The following is a 14,911-nucleotide window of genomic DNA, read 5'->3' as shown; positions in this document are numbered from 1 at the left end:
GATCCCTCCTGTTTTCGCTTATATTCGTTTTTGCTTAGGGGATAGGGGCCGAATCGGTCCCTAGTACAGGTCCTATCCGCACTTCACGCAGTTTGGGGGGAGCCGATGCTTCGTTTGTTAGCCAATCGTTTTGGGGCCATGCTTCTGACGATGCTGTGCCTGACGCTCATTGTTTTTTTTCTGGTCAATCTGGAACCGAACCTTCGAAAACTGTCCATTAGCCAGACAAACATGCGCGCGTCTGATGAGATGATTGAACGTTGGTTGGACTATAACGGGTATCGAGAACCGTTCCTGGAACGTTATGCGCAGTGGTTGGGCGTTATGGAAAAGCAACCCGCGCGTGACGTTGATACGGGAGAGCCAAAACCAAGATTTACCTTCTGTGACGAACCTCCATTTGCGACCTATTCCGGTATTCTGCAGGGCAATCTGGGGTGTTCGACGATGTTTCGGCAGCCAATCCATGAAAGGCTTTTGCCTGCATTACAGGCTACCGGTATTTTGATGTTCTGGGTTATGGTGACGATGGTTCCGTCTGCCCTGGTAATCGGAATTTTGGCTGGAATGCGTGAGGGGACGAATACGGACCGCGCACTTTCTGTCGTTTCCATTACGTCCACAGCCACACCGGAATATGTGTCTGGTGTTGTCTTTACGGTTATTTTTGCGTCCTGGCTTGGCTGGCTGAATGGATCGGCGGTAACTGCGACTACGCAAGGCCCGACATTCTATAACTTCTCCCTGCCGGTAATGACGATGGCCATCTATGGCATGGGTTACATTGCGCGCATGACGCGGGCCTCTATGGCGGAAGTCATGACCTCGCAATATATCCGGACCGCCCGACTGAAAGGTCTGAAGTTTCACACCGTGGTGCTGCGCCATGCATTGCGTAATGCCCTGATCGCCCCCTTCACGGTTATCATGCTGCAATTTCCCTGGTTGCTGACGGGCGTTGTCATCGTCGAGGTTATGTTCCGTTATCAGGGGTTTGGCTGGGTATTGGTTGAAGCGGCAGGGAACAACGATATTGATATGCTGCTAAGCTGCTCAATCGTTTCAGTTCTGGTCGTTCTGTCGACCCAGATGATATCCGATATTGGATATGCCTACCTCAATCCTCGAATTCGCGTGCGATAGGAGGCAGCTATGGAATATGTCGGATTTGGACAAATCGTCCTTGGACTTTTCACGCAGTTAATCCCTGTCTGGATATCCATCCTTGTGGTTATGGGGTTAAGCTGGAAATTTCACAAGAAGCTGTCTTTGTATGGTCGGATTTATGAGAGCCCCGCCGGGTTGATCGGGTTGTTCATCGTGTTTTTCTGGCTGTTCTGTGCCCTGTATGCTGATTTTATCTCGCCCTTCAGCCCCTTGGATCAGTTTGCAATGCTGAAGAATAAGGGCCCCGGCGTTATCGAACCGACCACGGGTTTGGTGCAGTATCTGGGAGGCGACAAGTTTGGTCGGGACGTCTTTAGCCGGATGATTTCGGGCAGCCAGATTGTCATGGTCATTGCGCCTGCTGCGACAATGTTTGCCTTTGTCGTCGGTATTTCCCTGGGACTTCCAGCCGGATATTACCGGGGCAAGATCGATAGCATTTTGTCGTTTCTGGCCAATATGGTTCTGGCCTTTCCGGTCATCCTGTTGTTCTACCTGCTGGTGACGCCTGGGATCAGAGAGACTGCCTTGCCGCAATCCATGGCGGGTGTCTTCTTCATTTTCCCGATCCTGTTTTTTGGCATGCTGTTTTACAGCCGCTTTCGTGAACGGCCGCAGAAACTGATCTGGCAGCTTGCATTCGTGCTGATTTTTGGCGGCTGGGTTTATGTCAGCCTGGTGTTTGATGCGGATCCGTTCGGTGTCTTGTCGCTGGAGCCCAACGAATTGAACATTTTCGTGGCGGTTGTCTTTGCTTCCAGCCCAGGCGTGTTCCGGATCGTGCGGGGGCTGACGATGGATATCGCCACCCGTGACTATGTGGCTGCCGCACAGACGCGCGGGGAAATCCCCTTTTATGTCATGTTGTGGGAGATTCTGCCCAATGCGCGCGGGCCGTTGATCGTCGATGCCTGTCTTCGGATCGGATATACGACCATTCTGCTTGGAACTTTGGGGTATTTCGGGTTGGGCCTGGTGCCGGAAAGCCCGGATTGGGGGACGACGATCAAGGAAGGCAGTCGATTGCTGCGCCTGTATTATCACCCTGCGCTGCCCCCTGCCATTGCCCTGATGTCATTCGTTCTGGGTCTTAACTTGCTTGCTGATGCGCTGCGCGAGCAGTCGCTCAAGGATTAGGAGGTCACCATGGTAGAGCCTATTCTGGAGATCAAAGACCTGAACATTTCGTTCTTCACCCGGGCTGGGGAAATTCCAGCCGTTATGGATTTTTCCTGCACTGTGATGCCGGGTGAAACCATGGGACTGGTGGGAGAATCTGGTTGCGGTAAGTCTACCGTTTCCTTGGGAATCATGGGGGATCTGGGCAAGAACGGTCGTATTATGAGCGGCTCTATAAAGTTCAAAGGCAAGGACCTGACCCAGATTTCGGATGAGGAATATCGCCATTTGCGTGGCAACGAGATCGCGATGATCTATCAGGAGCCGATGGCGTCATTGAACCCGGCCATGAAGATCGGTCGACAGTTGATGGAAGTGCCAATGCTTCACGAGGGCAAGTCCCAATCTGAAGCGGCGGAAATGGTAATTGAAATTTTGGGGGCGGTGAAGCTTCCCGATCCTCAACGTGTGTTCAATGCCTATCCGCACCAGCTATCAGGGGGGCAGCAGCAACGTGTGGTGATCGCCATGGGTCTGTTGTCCAAGCCGTCACTGTTGCTGTTGGATGAGCCAACCACGGCCCTGGATGTCACCGTCGAAGCCGGTATCGTTGAATTGGTCAAAGAACTGGCGGAAAATTACGGGACTTCGATGATTTTCGTATCCCATAATCTGGGGCTGATCCTGGATACCTGTGACCGCATCACGGTTATGTATTCTGGGGAGGCTGTGGAAACAGGTTCAATCAAAGGTGTGTTTGATGAGATGCGCCATCCCTATACCAAGGGGTTGTTGAATTCGATTCCGTTGCCCGGTGCTGATAAGAATCAGCGGCCATTGGTGCCAATACGCGGGCAGTTGCCGCTGCCGCATCAGCGCCCACGCGGGTGCAATTTCGGACCGCGCTGTGATCATTTTAAGGCGGATATATGCGACATCGGTGATGTTCATATGTCTGTGGTTTCTGAGGATGATCGCCATTTCAGCAGATGCGAGCGGATCAAGGAGATCGATTGGGAAGCACCGCCTGTTGAACATGTTATTTCTGAACCAGTGAAATCCGGTGACGTCGTTCTGGACGTACGGAAACTGAAGAAATGGTATGAAGTCGGCGGCGGTTCGATCTTTGGCGGCAATCGAAATCTGACGGTTAAAGCCAATGAGGATATCTCATTGGACGCACGCGAGGCGGAAACTGTCGCCATCGTTGGGGAATCCGGATGCGGGAAATCCACGCTGGCCAAGATCCTTCTGGGTTTGGAAACCTCCACTGCGGGTGATGCGCTGCTCAGCGGTCAGGAAATCGGCAGGGTCGCTGTCAACCAGCGCACCAGCCGCACGGTTGCGTCAATTCAAATGATTTTCCAGAATCCGTTCGATACGCTCAATCCCAGCCAATCGGTAGGTGGTCAGATTGTTCGTACTCTGGAGAAGTTTAATATTGGGGAGAATACCGCGGCACGACAGGAGCGCATGCTGGAATTGCTGGATCTGGTAAAGTTGCCGCGTGAATTCGCGACACGCATGCCGCGACAGTTATCGGGTGGTCAGAAACAGCGTATTGGGATTGCCCGGGCCTTTGCTGGCGAACCGGAAGTTGTTGTTGCGGATGAGCCGGTTTCTGCACTGGACGTTTCCGTTCAGGCCGCGGTGACTGAATTGCTGATGGATATTCAGCGCCAGTCCCGCACGACGATGCTGTTCATCAGTCATGATATGTCTGTGGTTCGCTATTTGGCCGACCGTGTTGTGGTTATGTATCTGGGTCATATCGTTGAATCGGGGTCGACTGAACAGGTGTTCAGCCCGCCCTATCATCCCTATACGGAAGCCCTGTTGTCGGCTGTGCCGATTGCAGACACATCGGTTGAAAAACGTCGCATTGTTCTGGAAGGCGACATTCCGTCTGCCTTGAATCCGCCAAAGGGCTGTCCTTTCGTCACGCGATGCCAACGCCGAGACTCAGTTCCGAATGATCGGTGTAACACTGAGGTTCCGAAACAGGTGAAACTGGGCGATGGGCATTATGTGAAGTGTCATCTGGCGCAGGAAATCTTTGACAAGATGGAACCCGTCATCGTGGTCAATTCAAAGCGGACTGATAAGGCAAAACCTTCAAGCCAACCAAGCGCGTAATTCGACGTTCATAGATAGAATGACAAAGGGTGTTGATGCCGTGACACAGGCTGAAACTCCAGCGGAATGCGGGTTTTATATGCCGGCTGAATGGGCACCGCATGACGGCTGTTGGATGATGTGGCCCTGCCGCCAGGAAGTTTGGAGCGATATCGAGGCGGTGAAGCAGGATTATGTTGCAATTGCTCATGCGATTGCACGATTCGAACCTGTCACCATGGCCGTTCCGCCAGGCACTGTGAAAGATGCCCGCAATCGCCTTGGCAGCGATATCACCTTGGCGGAAATACCCATTGATGATTCCTGGGCGCGGGATGCAGGCCCCTGTTTTTTGGTCGATGGCAAAGGCAATCGTGCGGGGGTTAATTTTACCTTCAATGCCTGGGGGGAAACCTATCACCCGTATGATTCGGATAATGCGTTTTCGGAATTCGTGTTGTCCAAGACTGGCGCGCGGCAGTTTCATTCCAAACTGATTGCGGAAGGTGGGGGTATTTGCGTCGATGGGGAAGGCACCTTGCTGACCACCGAGACCTGTTTCCCCAATGCAAACCGAAACCCCGACTGGTCGCGCGATGAGATTGAGGCGGAACTGAAAGCCATGCTGGGGGTGAAGAAAGTTATTTGGCTGCCGGGCAATGAGTTAGAGACAGAAACAAATGGCCATATTGATGGCATTGCGATGTTTGTCGCGCCGGGCCAGGTCCTGATAGAAGATGGGGACGAGCCGGGCGATCCCTGGGGAGAGATTAAACGCGCCAACATTGCCGCACTGGATGGGCAAACGGATGCGCAGGGCCGTTCAATCCATATGACCCTGATCCCGGAAGCATTGGAGGCAGAATCGGACAGCGATAAATTCTGCCGATCCTATCTGAATGGCTATATCGCCAATGGTGGTTTCATCATGCCCCGATATGGCATTCCCGCCGATGATGTCGCCCGCGAGGTTTTCGAGGATGTGATGTTTGGTCGCGAAATTGTGGCCGTGTCAGTTGATGCCTTAGCGACGGGCGGGGGTGGTATTCATTGCATCACCCAACAGGTGCCGCGCGCCTAGATCAGGCCCACATAGTCAGATATTTGCGGGCAATCTGTTGCAGCGTGTCACGGCCAAAGCTGGGGTCGTGACCGGCATGAACAACGGTTGCTGGAATATCCATCAGTGTCCTAAGGGTCGCGATGTATTGGTCCAAGTCTGCCCCGGGCAGGGTTTCGATCAGCGGACCATCATAGATCGCATCGCCAGAAAACAGGGTGCCGCTCTTCGCCTCCCATAAGCCAATGCTGCCTGGAGAATGGCCCGGCAGGTGCAGGATTTCAAACTGCCGATCGCCCAGATCGATAACATCGCCCGCTTCAACCGTGGTGATTTTGTTCTGGACGCCCTTCAACTCATAGTCTGCCAGATTGAACCCTTTTTTCGGGATCGCGGTAACCAGAACATCTTTTAACTTATAGCCGGACGCTTCGATCTTCTCTGCGACATAGGGGTCTATTGTGTCTTTGGTCAGCCCCGCAAAGTTGCTCTTATCCTCATTACGCAGGGACGCCTCCTCCAGCTTATGCACGATGCATTCCTGAAATTCGTGGTGTCCGCCGACATGGTCGTAATGGGTGTGCGTTGCCACGGCTTTGACAGGCTTTTCCAGAAGGTCCTGTGCGGCCTCTGCCAGGCTGGCAATGCCAAGGCCGGTATCGATCATAAGGTCAAAATCCCGCCCGCGCACATGCCAGATGTTACAGCGGATCAGCGGGTCGACATAAGGTTCCCAAAGCAAGGTAATCGCGTCATCGATTGTTTTGCGTTCAAACCAATGATCGGCGATCTTCAGGGCCATGCTGTCCTCCGGTTGGGCCAGATTGATTCCAGGTTGGATCAATTTCAGGTTGGATCAATGCTGGCGGCTTCGCTCAATCCACTGCCCCCATAAATCCATTCAATCTCATCATACCAATCTTCGGTGGATTTGGCGCGCATGATCGCGTTTCGCAGGGCCGCATGGGCCCCGTCAGGATGATAGATATGGTCCCCGATGGCACGTGATTGCAGTTGCACCCGCGCCGTGCGCAACAGGCGGCGGTTCTGATAGGCCGCAAGGGCGCGTTCCACATTGCCGGAAAGGGCCTCTAGTTGTGCGGTCAGGCAAACGGCATCTTCCATCGCCATGCAAGCGCCCTGGGCGAAATATTGCATCATCGGATGGGCCGCATCTCCCAACAAGGCCACACGCCCATCGACCCAATTGGTGATTGGGTCGCGATCACACAGGACCCATAACTTCCAATCCTTGCCCCGTTCTATAATCTCGCGGGGCAGGGGATGGATATGTTCAAAACCGCGCCGGACTTCCTCATGGGTAACGGGCAGGCCGGCAACAGGTTCCGGGGCATCATTGTGATAGGTGACGACCAGATTGAAGACCTTCCAGCCTGATAGCGGGTAATGCACGATATGGCATTTCGGTCCGGCCCACAGTGTCGCTGCATTCCAACGCAGCTCTTCGGGCATCTGGTCTGTTGGAATAACAGAACGGTACGTTGTGTGGCCGGAAACACGCGGTGGGCCGTCGGCAGCCAGTTTCGTGCGGATTTTAGACCATAATCCGTCCGCACCAATCAACGCCGACCCTGTCACCCGGGATCCATCGGCCAGGATTGCCGTTGCCGTGGTGCCATCCTGATCATAATCCACGACTTCACTGCTGGTGCGCAATTCGACCAGCGGATGATCCTGACAGGCCTTCAGGAAAACACCATGCAAATCGCCGCGATGAACGACCGCATAGGGATTCTTAAACCGTTTACGAAACCCTTCATCCAGAGGAATTTGACAGATCTGATCACCGCTCATGGCATCCATCAGGCGCAGATTATCGACATAAACGGCCATGCTGCGCGCCGTGTCACCGACCCCCAGATAATCGAATGCGTGAAAGGCATTCGGGCCAAGCTGGATACCCGCCCCGATTTCCCCCAATTTGGCGGACCGTTCCAGGACCAGGGATGCAATGCCTTTCTGCGCCAAGCCGCTGGCAAGGGCCAAACCACCGATGCCGCCGCCTGCGATCAGAATGCGCTTTGTCTCTGTCATTTCGCGTTCCTCCCAGAACGGATTGTCGGTTACTCTGCGTCTGGCTGTGCGCCAGGTTGCGCCGCCTTAAAGGCCGGGTGGTCGTCCATCTGTGTTTGAATGGCGCGCAAACGGGGCATATCTGTCAGATCCACCTTAAAGCGGGCGGCGGAAAACAATTGTGGTGCCAGGCAGATATCCGCCAGACCGGGCGCATCGCCAAAGCAGAACCGCGTTTCTGGTTGATCAGCCAGCAGCTGTTCGCAGGCCATCAACCCATCGGTCAGCCAACGATGGATCCAGGCCATTACACCGTCTTCGTCCAGCTTTAAATCCTGCCGTAAATAGCTCAGCACCCGAAGGTTTTGCAGGGGGTGAATATCGCAGGCGATAACCTGTGCAAAACCCCGAACCTTGGCGCGCTGAATCGGATCGCTGGGCAGGATCGGTGGTTGGGGGTGGGTTTCTTCCAACCATTCCAGAATGGCCATGGACTGGGTCAGGATGGTGCCATCCGTCTCCAATGCTGGCACCATGGCCTGGGGATTGATCTCGCGAAATGCATCCGTTTTCTGCTCCCCACCATTGCGCGTCAAATGAATGGGAATCATCTCCGGCGACAGGCTCTTCAGATTAAAAGCAATCCTCAGGCGGAAGGCGGCGGAGCTTCTGAAATATCCGTAATACTTCATTCCGGGTCTCCAACAGTCAGGTCAACTGGCTGCAAGCCGTCTACAACGCCATGGATTTTGTCGCCAGGCACGACAGGCCCCACACCTGCGGGCGTGCCAGTATAGATCAGATCCCCGGGGATCAGATGATAGTATTTAGACAGGTCCGCGATCAGCTCCGGGACCGAATGGATCAAATCGCCCAGGGTGGCTTCCTGCTTAGTCTCTCCATTCACTGCCAGCGTGATGCGCTGGGGTGCCAGATCGGCGACATAGTCTGTGGCCTTCTTCATCGGTGCGATGATGGCAGATTGCTCAAAGGCCTTGCCCAGATCCCATGGGCGCTGTTTTGCCCGCGCGGCCAGTTGCAGGTCCCGGCGTGTCATATCCAGGCCGGCGGCATAGCCATAAACGGCCTTTCCGGCATCGGCGACACGGGCCCGAAAGGCAGGCGCGCCAATTGCGACCACCAATTCCATTTCGTAATGGTAATTTTCCGTACCTGGAGGATAGGGCACGGTCGCACCGGACATTACAATGGCAGAGGAAGGTTTGATAAAATAGAACGGCGCTTCCCGATCTACTTCGACGCCCATTTCCGCGGCATGGGCTGCATAATTGCGCCCAACGCAGAATATCCGGCCAACCGGATAATGCGCAGTCTCCTGTTCCACGGGGACAGAGAATTCATTTTCAATGCTAAACAATAGGCTCACGATAATGGCTCCTGATCGTTTTGATGCGTGCCGATGGATAAAATGTAAGTGTACTCTCTAATTTAATAAGTATACTGTCAAATAAGAATGTAAGCGAAGTATGTCCTTTTCCGGGAAGGCGGGAGATACCATGGCAGATATTACCAATATGCCGGGACATTTGATCCGCAGGTTGCACCAGATTTCCCAGTCGGTTTTTGCTGAAATGACCCAGGCAGCCGGGATTGATTTAACCCCGGTGCAGTATGCCGCCCTTAAGACGATTCTTCGCAATCCCGGTATCGATCAAGCCACCCTGGCCGGGGCAATTGCTTATGATCGTGCGACAATTGGGGGCGTTGTCGATCGACTGGAGCGTAAGGCTTTGGTTAAACGTATTCCTAAGGCCCAGGATCGACGTGCCCGGGCATTGACAGCGACACAGGCTGGGCGGCGTCTTTCAGACCTGGCGGAGCCGGTGGTTTCCGAAATTCAATCAGCCATGCTGGACGGATTGGACGCTGGGGAGCGGTCTCAATTAATCGCTTTGTTAAGTAAAGCGACGCAGGCAGGCAACCAACGCAGCCGTGCCCCCTTTATTGATATTCAGTCCCTTTAACAAAATCGACAATCAGGGCGCAGAATTAAGAATCTAACGTACCGACGAAAGAGTTGTAGTGCGATACAAATGAAGTGGCTAAACTTGCTGTGGTTGTGGATTGATCCAGAAAAGAAAACATATTTATGAAATTGAATAAAAGCATGAGCAGCCGGCCGATATTGTTGTCCCTGGGATGCTTGATTCTGATTGCGGGTGGGTTGGTTTCCTACTTCACGTATCAGTATGAAAAAGAAAGCCTTTTCACTCAGGCATCGAAAGAGCTACATGTTTCTGCGGATGCCTTTGTCCGTGCTTTGAATGATATTTTTGAGCCAGCCCTGGTCTTGTCGCGAACGATTGTTGATTCTGGAATTTGGCGTGAAGATCCAGCCGGAAATGCTGACTCGTTCTTTAGTTTAACAACCGGACCTGTGCGCCAGTTTGAACATCTCAACGGTGCTTTTATCGGGTTTCCAGATGGGCGGTTCTTTCATATCCAGAATCTGACATTGTCGGGTGCCCGGAATATGGAAAGAGTTGCGATCCATCGGCGGACAATCGGGGACCCGATAAATCAGCCAGAGGGGCATTGGGAACTGTACAACCCGGTAAGTCGGAAATGGGCTTACGACAAGACACGCAGTGAACCTTTCGATCCCCGCACCCGTCCGTGGTACACCAGCGCGTTAGAAGCGAATGGGCCGGTATGGACGGAATCCTATGTATTCGCATCCAGCGGCCAAATCGGCGTTACCTATGCCCAACCGCTTTTCGACGATACCGGCGCTTTATGGGGGGTGTTGGGAATTGATCTGTCGTTAAATACATTGTCGCGGACAATGCTGCAGACTGCGGACGATCTGGCTGGCATTGGTAATCTTGTGTTTGCGACCGATTTGGGAAACAAAATGCTGGGCCATCCCGATTTTGTGGAGCAGGCGGAAGAAATGAGGCGGGATACCGCCACCTTTTTTGCCCGTTACAGTGTACCGACCAGTTTTGAAGGCACCGTACAACGAACCGTCACAACGCCCGGTCAGGTGGTGCCGCTGTCTCTGGATAAGCGGTCCTTTATCGCGATCAAGGCCGTTCTGGACCCTACCAAAGCGATGCCCCTGAATATCTTTATCGCCAGGGATCTTGATGTCGTATTGGCCGATGCGGAAGCCGGGATGCAGCGAAATGTGATCCTGCTGTTCAGCGCGATTTTGATTTTCGGCATTGTTGGCCTGTATGCCGTGAAACTGCGGGTGGAGGTACTGGCCCGTGAACGCGCCGAGGCGGAACTGATCGACGCGAAGGAAATTGCAGAGGCGGCGACAAAGGCAAAATCAACATTCCTGGCAACGATGAGCCATGAAATTCGAACGCCAATGAATGGCGTTGTCTCTATGGCAGAGTTATTGACGTTGACGCGCCTGGATACGGAACAACGGCGTATGGCGGGCATTATCAATAATTCTGCAATGGCCCTGCTGACGATCATCAATGATATCCTGGATTTTTCCAAGATTGAGGCCGGAAAGATCGAAATTGAAACGATCCCGTTTTCCCTGTCGGAAGTGGTTGATGGATGCGCCGAACTTCTGGCCCCCCGCGCGGATGAGCGGGGCCTGGCTTTCGCTGTAGAAATAGACCCGGCACTGGTGGATCATCGGTTGGGAGATCCAACGCGCATCCGTCAGGTTCTTCTGAATCTGGGCGGCAATGCCGTTAAGTTTACGGAGTCTGGATCCGTAGAAATTGTGGTTGGCCAAAGACCGGAGACTGAAGGGGGGCAGGATGGTGACTGGTTGCGGTTTCAGGTGCATGACACCGGGATCGGGCTGACACCAGAGCAGCAGGGCAAATTGTTTCAGGCCTTTGTGCAGGCAGATACATCAACATCCCGCAAATTCGGTGGAACCGGTCTGGGGCTGTCCATCTGTCAACGGCTGTGCACCCTGATGGGCGGAGATATCTTTGTTACCAGCGCAATTGGGGAAGGGTCGACCTTCACGTTCGATTTACCCTTGTCACCGCAGGGAGATGAAGCCCTGCGATATCCTGCGGATTTGTCAGCGGCCCGTGTTTGTCTGCTTGGTCTGCCGGACCGGGTAATCGATATCGCGACACGCTATCTGCATGCCACAGACGTTACGAAGGTAACGATTGCAAAGAGCCTAGGGGATATCGATGAGACGTCGGATCTTTTGATCCTTGATGCATCCTATCCATTGCCAGATGTCAGTGCTGCTATCGCTGTAGTCGGTTCCCGCAGTGCAATTGCGGAGTTATCGGCGACAGATCGGGCCAGATTGTCCGGTGTAATGACCTATCCACTGTCACGGGAACCCTTATGGCATGTGGTTGCCGTCGCGCTTGGGCTTGAGGCGGCAGAAGTTCTTCTGGAACGAGAAGATCTCGCCTTTGGACCCCCAGATGTGGAGGATGCGCGCCGTGAAAACGCGCTGATTCTGGTGGCGGAAGATAATGAAACCAATCAAATCGTCATCCGTCAGATGCTCAGCAAAATGGGATTTGCCTGTGAACTGGCGGAAAATGGGCAAGTGGCGCTGGATATGCTGGCGCGGCCTGGCTATGGCCTGTTATTGACTGATTTTAACATGCCCGTCATGGATGGGTTTGAGCTCAGCCGTGCGGTTCGCACGCAGGAAATGGGTACAGGGCGACACTTGCCCATTTTGGCCCTGACGGCGGATGCCTTGGCAGGCGCAGAACAGGCTTGTCGCGACGCGGGTATGGATGGGTTCTTCACCAAACCGATCGACAGTCGTAAATTAGGCGCAGCGCTGGCTGAATTTTTGCCCCAGGCCTTGTCATTGCGAAAAACCCAGGTAATGGCGACACCGGACCCTGTTGACCCGCCGGAAGCGGCTGGTCCCGATTGGGATACTGAGATCTTTGACGCAACGCAGATGACAGAAGCGTTTGGCAGCATTGATGCCGATGCAAAAGCCCTGATCAAGGATGCGGCACAGGGATGGCGTGGGCGTATTGAGGAAATTGAGGCTGCTATCACCGCAGGGGATCAGCCAGCGGCACGACATGCGGCCCATGCGCTAAAGGGCGCGGCCCTGTCCGTTGGGGCAAAGAGATTGGGACGATTGGCCAGTGATATTCAGGATGCCCTGGATGAGGGGGATATGGATATGGCCGGTATGCTTGCAGAAGTGCTGATGGATTCTTTGGATGAGTTTAATGCGATCCTACCAAGGATTCTTGCTGTGTAGCCGGGGAGATTGAACATGGCGGAAATTAATTATGAGACAACGCGGATTCTGGTGATTGAAGATGAAATCCACATTCGGAAAATCATCTGCCGATTGTTGCGTCAAATCGGCTATCGCCTGATTGATGAAGCAGCAGATGGGTCTGAAGGGTTCAAGACATTGCTGCGCGTTCAGCCCGATGTCATCTTGTGCGATATTCACATGGAACCGGTGGATGGCATCACCTTTTTGCGAAAGTTGCGGGCATTGAGCCAACCGAAATATGCGGCCCAGCCAGTTATTTTTCTAACGGGAGATACTGACAGTACGACGGTTATTGCCGCCAAGGATTTGCGGGTCGATGGGTATCTGGTCAAACCTGTTTCTTTGAATGCGTTGAAAGACCGGATTGAAGCCGTGCTGTCGCGGTAGGCTAACTGGCGCCGAATATTACTGCGTGCATTGTGCGCCCCGGCAACAGGGTAAATGCCCCGGTGATCAACAGCGCTAAAAGGTATAGCTGAGTCATCTGGTGTTTGTGTTTTGTAATTTCGCCCCGTCTTGCGGCCCTGATTCCGCTGAACAAATAGAAAAGCACAATAATCGATAGAAGGTGAATGGCGCTGAACGGTCCAAAGACCTTGAACTCATGTATCCAGAAGCTGCTTACGGCAACGATCGCCATCAGGGACACCCATAAGGTTCCTATCCCGCGATGGGTCGATGTACCCTTTGGCAAAATGAATTGAAATGCGCCCAGCACCATGGCGCCTATCGCAACTATAGCATGGATTGAGATGATGACCCCATCATTCCACAGGGGGGTTAACGTCATGCCGCATCACCTTTAATTCGGGGAAGACTAAACCGTTTGCAGGGCTCTTTTTAGGGCGTATGATATTTTGGTTAATGAATATTTGGATAAGGACTGCTCAACGCACCCTAAGATGCGATGTTCAGCAGGGTCAATGGGGGATTCTACTGTGGCCAGGAATTATGATTTTCGCAATTTGCGGGTGCTTGTGGTTGATGACAGCCAGTTCATGATCCGCGTTGTTTCTAATATATTGGAAGCCTTGGGGATCGGGTCCGTGTTTTCCGCGACGTCCGGGCGCGACGGGTTCGAAGCGGCCTGTCGCTATAATCCGGATATCGTGATTTCCGACTGGGATATGGATGGGGGCGAGGGGCCTGAATTGGTTAACTTGTTGCGTAATGACCCCAAAAGCCCGGATCCCTATGTAAATGTCATTATGCTGACAGGATATGCGGAAATGCGCCGCGTCATCGCTGCGCGGGATTTTGGTATCACCGAGTTTCTGTCTAAGCCGGTTTCTGCAAAGGCGCTGCATGCGCGCCTTGTCGCATTGGTGGAACGCCCACGCCCCTTTGTGCGGGTAGGGCGGGATTATTTTGGACCGGATCGGCGCCGGGCTGCGAATGAAAGCTATTCGGGGGCAGAACGACGAGCCCCTGAAGATTATGCAGATCTTGGATGAAAGAAAAGGCCATGACCGCTGACGGGGAAGAGCCGAAACAATCTAAGACTAAAGAGAAGGCGGAGTTTTTCACGCCGACATCGCTGGCCAAAAAGGTTCCTGCCGTCGGCGGGCCTTCTGTCGACGAGGCAATGCGACGTGCAGACAAGGCCGTTGCTGCGGTGGTTCAGGAATTTGAGGGCATACTGGGGGAAGAATTGGACGAATTGGATGCCCTTATGTCCAGCTACAAGAAATCACAAGATGAAGAAACCTTAAACAAACTGTTCCGTCGGGTACACAATCTGCGGGGCCAGGGGACGACCTTGGGCTTTCCATTGATCACCCGGATCGGCAGTTCATTTTGTTCTTACATGATTGAACGAAATCCAAACCGTCCGATAAAGCCGTCTTTGATAGAACAACATATCCAGGCCCTGCGTATCGTCTTGAAAGAGCGCAAGGCAAAGGAAGGGGATGCGGTTTCCGTATCTGTTGCAACGGCATTGGAAGAAGTCGTTCGTCGCGAACTGATTTGACCTGGGCGTCTAAATCAAATTTTCAAAGCACTGCGGATGCCACATGAACGGTAACAATTCACCGTTAAGAACCTGTATGCGGATTTGGTTCTGGATCGGTTTGGTCCAGACGGGATTTGCGTCTTAGCGTTTTAGGTCTAAGCTATTGAGAATGAAAATACGTCACGCGCTTGGGTGGGGGGATAGTCACCCTTCTCCTTACAGCGGACAGTGCGAATGA

At 53.3% G+C, this 14,911-nt stretch carries 14 protein-coding genes; 9 read left to right on the top strand and 5 right to left on the bottom strand.

All coding sequences use genetic code 11. The features are described 5' to 3' along the window. Window positions 1-105: 105 nt before the first annotated feature. From ACOSDR_RS10335 to ACOSDR_RS10320, 4 genes are read left to right on the top strand one after another with little or no spacing between them, the layout of a single operon-like run. Window positions 106-1,143 carry an ABC transporter permease gene (locus tag ACOSDR_RS10335; RefSeq protein WP_420731173.1) on the top strand — a complete coding sequence of 346 codons (1,038 nt, stop codon included), beginning with the start codon at window positions 106-108 and terminating at the stop codon, window positions 1,141-1,143. 9 nt (window positions 1,144-1,152) lie between these two features. Then, window positions 1,153-2,304: an ABC transporter permease gene (locus ACOSDR_RS10330; protein WP_420731172.1), complete on the top strand. Its 1,152-nt coding sequence runs from the start codon at window positions 1,153-1,155 to the stop codon at window positions 2,302-2,304. Window positions 2,305-2,313: 9 nt separating this feature from the next. After that, a complete protein-coding gene (locus tag ACOSDR_RS10325) occupies window positions 2,314-4,422 on the top strand; it encodes a dipeptide ABC transporter ATP-binding protein (protein ID WP_420722679.1) in 2,109 nt (702 codons plus the stop codon). Between the two features lie 19 nt (window positions 4,423-4,441). Further along, complete coding sequence (locus ACOSDR_RS10320; protein WP_420731171.1) at window positions 4,442-5,482, top strand: agmatine deiminase family protein; 1,041 nt, start codon at window positions 4,442-4,444, stop codon at window positions 5,480-5,482. A gap of 1 nt (window position 5,483) precedes the next feature. On the opposite strand, the gene ACOSDR_RS10315 is transcribed toward ACOSDR_RS10320, so the two are convergent. Genes ACOSDR_RS10315 through ACOSDR_RS10300 form a run of 4 tightly spaced genes read right to left on the bottom strand, consistent with a single transcriptional unit; the run spans window position 5,484 to window position 8,882 of the window. Next, window positions 5,484-6,263 (bottom strand): MBL fold metallo-hydrolase, encoded by a 780-nt coding sequence (locus ACOSDR_RS10315; RefSeq protein WP_420731170.1) that lies wholly within the window; start codon window positions 6,261-6,263, stop codon window positions 5,484-5,486. A 44-nt stretch (window positions 6,264-6,307) separates the two neighbouring features. Further along, window positions 6,308-7,516, bottom strand: a complete 1,209-nt coding sequence (locus ACOSDR_RS10310; protein ID WP_420731169.1) for a 3-hydroxybenzoate 6-monooxygenase — start codon at window positions 7,514-7,516, stop codon at window positions 6,308-6,310. Window positions 7,517-7,545: 29 nt separating this feature from the next. Then, complete coding sequence (gene maiA / locus ACOSDR_RS10305; RefSeq protein WP_420731168.1) at window positions 7,546-8,187, bottom strand: maleylacetoacetate isomerase; 642 nt, start codon at window positions 8,185-8,187, stop codon at window positions 7,546-7,548. Next, complete coding sequence (locus ACOSDR_RS10300) at window positions 8,184-8,882, bottom strand: fumarylacetoacetate hydrolase family protein (protein ID WP_420722684.1); 699 nt, start codon at window positions 8,880-8,882, stop codon at window positions 8,184-8,186. Before ACOSDR_RS10300 ends, maiA begins: the two co-directional genes overlap by 4 nt. Window positions 8,883-9,012: 130 nt before the next feature. On the opposite strand from ACOSDR_RS10300, the gene ACOSDR_RS10295 reads away from it, so the two are divergent. From ACOSDR_RS10295 to ACOSDR_RS10285, 3 genes are all read left to right on the top strand, one after another. Beyond that, a complete protein-coding gene (locus tag ACOSDR_RS10295; RefSeq protein ID WP_420722685.1) occupies window positions 9,013-9,480 on the top strand; it encodes a MarR family winged helix-turn-helix transcriptional regulator in 468 nt (155 codons plus the stop codon). 143 nt (window positions 9,481-9,623) lie between these two features. Next, entirely contained in the window at window positions 9,624-12,695 is a 3,072-nt protein-coding gene (locus ACOSDR_RS10290; RefSeq protein ID WP_420731167.1) for an ATP-binding protein, read from the top strand. 15 nt (window positions 12,696-12,710) lie between these two features. Continuing rightward, entirely contained in the window at window positions 12,711-13,106 is a 396-nt protein-coding gene (locus ACOSDR_RS10285) for a response regulator (RefSeq protein ID WP_420731165.1), read from the top strand. A 1-nt stretch (window position 13,107) separates the two neighbouring features. Here ACOSDR_RS10285 and ACOSDR_RS10280 read toward each other — a convergent pair whose 3' ends face one another. After that, a complete protein-coding gene (locus ACOSDR_RS10280) occupies window positions 13,108-13,509 on the bottom strand; it encodes a DUF2306 domain-containing protein (protein ID WP_420731164.1) in 402 nt (133 codons plus the stop codon). Window positions 13,510-13,657: 148 nt separating this feature from the next. Here ACOSDR_RS10280 and ACOSDR_RS10275 point away from each other — a divergent pair, with 148 nt between their 5' ends. Together ACOSDR_RS10275 and ACOSDR_RS10270 are read left to right on the top strand one after the other, a co-directional pair. Continuing rightward, window positions 13,658-14,173 (top strand): response regulator, encoded by a 516-nt coding sequence (locus ACOSDR_RS10275; RefSeq protein ID WP_420731163.1) that lies wholly within the window; start codon window positions 13,658-13,660, stop codon window positions 14,171-14,173. A gap of 11 nt (window positions 14,174-14,184) precedes the next feature. Then, a complete protein-coding gene (locus ACOSDR_RS10270) occupies window positions 14,185-14,691 on the top strand; it encodes an Hpt domain-containing protein (RefSeq protein WP_420722690.1) in 507 nt (168 codons plus the stop codon). Window positions 14,692-14,911 lie beyond the last annotated feature (220 nt).

Source organism: Hwanghaeella sp. 1Z406 (assembly GCF_048892425.1).
GTDB lineage: Bacteria > Pseudomonadota > Alphaproteobacteria > UBA8366 > Aestuariispiraceae > Pacificispira.
This window is presented reverse-complemented; position numbering and strand designations above follow the sequence as displayed.

What these genes read in the sequence shown, in the direction of transcription:
- ACOSDR_RS10335 (WP_420731173.1), top strand. Translation starts at nt 106, where the DNA reads ATGCTTCGTTTGTTAGCCAATCGTTTTGGGGCCATGCTTCTGACGATG.
- ACOSDR_RS10330 (WP_420731172.1), top strand. Translation starts at nt 1,153, where the DNA reads ATGGAATATGTCGGATTTGGACAAATCGTCCTTGGACTTTTCACGCAG.
- ACOSDR_RS10325 (WP_420722679.1), top strand. Translation starts at nt 2,314, where the DNA reads ATGGTAGAGCCTATTCTGGAGATCAAAGACCTGAACATTTCGTTCTTC.
- ACOSDR_RS10320 (WP_420731171.1), top strand. Translation starts at nt 4,442, where the DNA reads ATGACAAAGGGTGTTGATGCCGTGACACAGGCTGAAACTCCAGCGGAA.
- ACOSDR_RS10315 (WP_420731170.1), bottom strand. Translation starts at nt 6,263, where the DNA reads ATGGCCCTGAAGATCGCCGATCATTGGTTTGAACGCAAAACAATCGAT.
- ACOSDR_RS10310 (WP_420731169.1), bottom strand. Translation starts at nt 7,516, where the DNA reads ATGACAGAGACAAAGCGCATTCTGATCGCAGGCGGCGGCATCGGTGGT.
- maiA (WP_420731168.1), bottom strand. Translation starts at nt 8,187, where the DNA reads ATGAAGTATTACGGATATTTCAGAAGCTCCGCCGCCTTCCGCCTGAGG.
- ACOSDR_RS10295 (WP_420722685.1), top strand. Translation starts at nt 9,013, where the DNA reads ATGGCAGATATTACCAATATGCCGGGACATTTGATCCGCAGGTTGCAC.
- ACOSDR_RS10290 (WP_420731167.1), top strand. Translation starts at nt 9,624, where the DNA reads ATGAGCAGCCGGCCGATATTGTTGTCCCTGGGATGCTTGATTCTGATT.
- ACOSDR_RS10285 (WP_420731165.1), top strand. Translation starts at nt 12,711, where the DNA reads ATGGCGGAAATTAATTATGAGACAACGCGGATTCTGGTGATTGAAGAT.
- ACOSDR_RS10280 (WP_420731164.1), bottom strand. Translation starts at nt 13,509, where the DNA reads ATGACGTTAACCCCCCTGTGGAATGATGGGGTCATCATCTCAATCCAT.
- ACOSDR_RS10270 (WP_420722690.1), top strand. Translation starts at nt 14,185, where the DNA reads ATGACCGCTGACGGGGAAGAGCCGAAACAATCTAAGACTAAAGAGAAG.